Annotated in this window: 2 protein-coding genes and 1 pseudogene; 2 read left to right on the top strand and 1 reads right to left on the bottom strand. The window is 55.7% G+C overall.

Annotation, left to right across the window (positions count from 1 at the left end):
* Positions 1 to 79: 79 nt before the first annotated feature.
* Positions 80 to 238 (bottom strand): annotated as a pseudogene (locus ACEXP3_RS24650) (transposase); the annotation flags it as partial.
* A gap of 680 nt (positions 239 to 918) precedes the next feature.
* Between ACEXP3_RS24650 and ACEXP3_RS24645 the strand changes: the two are divergent.
* Positions 919 to 1,125 carry a hypothetical protein gene (locus tag ACEXP3_RS24645; RefSeq protein WP_377299808.1) on the top strand — a complete coding sequence of 69 codons (207 nt, stop codon included), beginning with the start codon at positions 919 to 921 and terminating at the stop codon, positions 1,123 to 1,125.
* 374 nt (positions 1,126 to 1,499) lie between these two features.
* Positions 1,500 to 1,664: a hypothetical protein gene (locus ACEXP3_RS24640; protein WP_377299807.1), complete on the top strand. Its 165-nt coding sequence runs from the start codon at positions 1,500 to 1,502 to the stop codon at positions 1,662 to 1,664.
* Positions 1,665 to 1,845 lie beyond the last annotated feature (181 nt).

Genomic DNA, 1,845 nt, shown 5'->3' with positions numbered 1-1,845 from the left:
GAAATTCGATTTGCTCATGATGCTCTTCCTGCCTCAAAATTAGGAAAGAAGGCGTCTACAAATCTCGGGGCTATTCAGCCTTCAGCCATTCATGCAGCGTGGCTGGCGAGCAACCGATCTTGCCCGCAATAGATGAAACGGCAGCCCACCGCGACGGGTGCTCAGCCTCGTGATCAAGCACCATACGGATGGCGCGTTGGCGGACTTCGGGTGAAAACTTGTTCGTTGTCTTGCTCATATCGGCTCCATTCTCTCAGAAGTTGGAGCCTCCGGCAAACCCGGTGCGGTTCATGTCCAGCATCACCAAGCGGCATGTGCCGACATCGCAGCTACTGGGTGAATACCTGACATTCGTCCCCACACCGCAGCAGGTGGATCACTTCAAGGCTGACATGCGCACCCTCAACCCACGCTGTTACGCGATAGTATTCGCGAAGCGGTTCAGGTCCAAGCCCTACAGCAGATACCGACACCTGAGCAGAGGCTCGTGCTCCACAGGATCTATACCCGCAAGGTGAAAGAACTTTCGTCGATCTACCCCTTCGTGTTTGCGGTGGAGAACGCTCTGCGTTCGGTGCTTGCCGACTAGCTCGAAGAACGCTTTGGGCGGATGGACTGGTGGACGCTAATCCGCAATGCGCGGCAGAACGGGCAGACCTACACTGCCTTTCCCAACATTCTGGGTACGGCTGTCAATCCAGCTTTCGTGAAAGCTGTCTGGCGAGTTTTCGACAATATGGTCAGCCAGCAGCATATCAAAAATGTTACGGGAAATAACAAAACCGACGAGTTATACTATTGCCTTACCCTGGGTGATCTATGGACAATTATGCAGGCGGACTGGCCCCTGATCCGCGACATGTTTGCCCCAGACTCTGTCCTAGGCTTCACCTTCACGAAACTATGTTTAAAGACACGATGCGGGTCATCAAGGAGACACGCAACGAGCTGTTTCCCAGTAACCCGATCAAGGATCGCAAAAAGATTGTCGACTCCTGTGAGCGTATCCTGAACGGACTACAGTTCCACCTCGGCGACTACGACCATGATCTTGGGGTCGCGCAATATGTGCGCGTGCCCGCGACCGTCGCAAGGGCGCAGCGCCATGTCATTCCGGCGCGATGAACCCATCATTCGCCCGCGGGCTGATGTTTCGCATGGTTCTGCAGCGCATTGCGAACCATGATGCTCCAGGCACGCTCTCTGAATAACACTGGATTATCAGTCGTTCGGGGATACCTTCGAGCCCACAACGTCTGCCGCGTGTAGCTGCTCCGAAGGAGCAAAAGAGGTGCCATACGGAGAGGTATATTCTCTCTCAACATTAGCCAATTACACCGACAAGGAAGGGGTTGCGTCAACGATACGCGGTCCCCCCAATTTCGCCGCTACGCAACGAAATCGGCTCCCCCACGCCCCGTAGGCCGCCTTCGGCGGTCATTGACCCAAACCCTCCCTTGTCGGTCCGGCACCTTTGTTTTCATTCAAAGGAGCTGACGATGACCACTTACGAGCACATCAACGAACTGCGCGCTGAGCTTGCAGCGTCCACCGGCCAGGCCGAGCGGCAGCAGATCGCAGCCGAGCTGGCGACGGCCGAAGCGAAGCTTGCCGAAGAGGATGCTGCTTTCGAAGCGCTGATCAGCGACGAGCCGCCCCACTAGGGCCGCTTCTCACTCATAGCCTAGACCTTATCTTGCCAGTCACGCTGATCCCGGCCTAGGGGCCGTGGGGATTCATCGTGAGTTGATCACAGCCGCTGCCAGATAGATCATGGCCTGAAAGCTCTGATCCGTTTTACAGGCTCTCATAGCGATGCGCTTGAACTCTTTGAGTTTGCAGAAG

The sequence above is a fragment of the Neorhizobium fuzhouense genome, from assembly GCF_042611105.1.
Classification (GTDB): domain Bacteria; phylum Pseudomonadota; class Alphaproteobacteria; order Rhizobiales; family Rhizobiaceae; genus Neorhizobium; species Neorhizobium galegae_A.
The sequence above is the reverse complement of the archived record's forward strand: the minus strand, read 5'-3'. Positions and strand labels throughout refer to the sequence as shown.

What these genes read in the sequence shown, in the direction of transcription:
- ACEXP3_RS24645 (WP_377299808.1), top strand. Translation starts at nt 919, where the DNA reads ATGCGGGTCATCAAGGAGACACGCAACGAGCTGTTTCCCAGTAACCCG.
- ACEXP3_RS24640 (WP_377299807.1), top strand. Translation starts at nt 1,500, where the DNA reads ATGACCACTTACGAGCACATCAACGAACTGCGCGCTGAGCTTGCAGCG.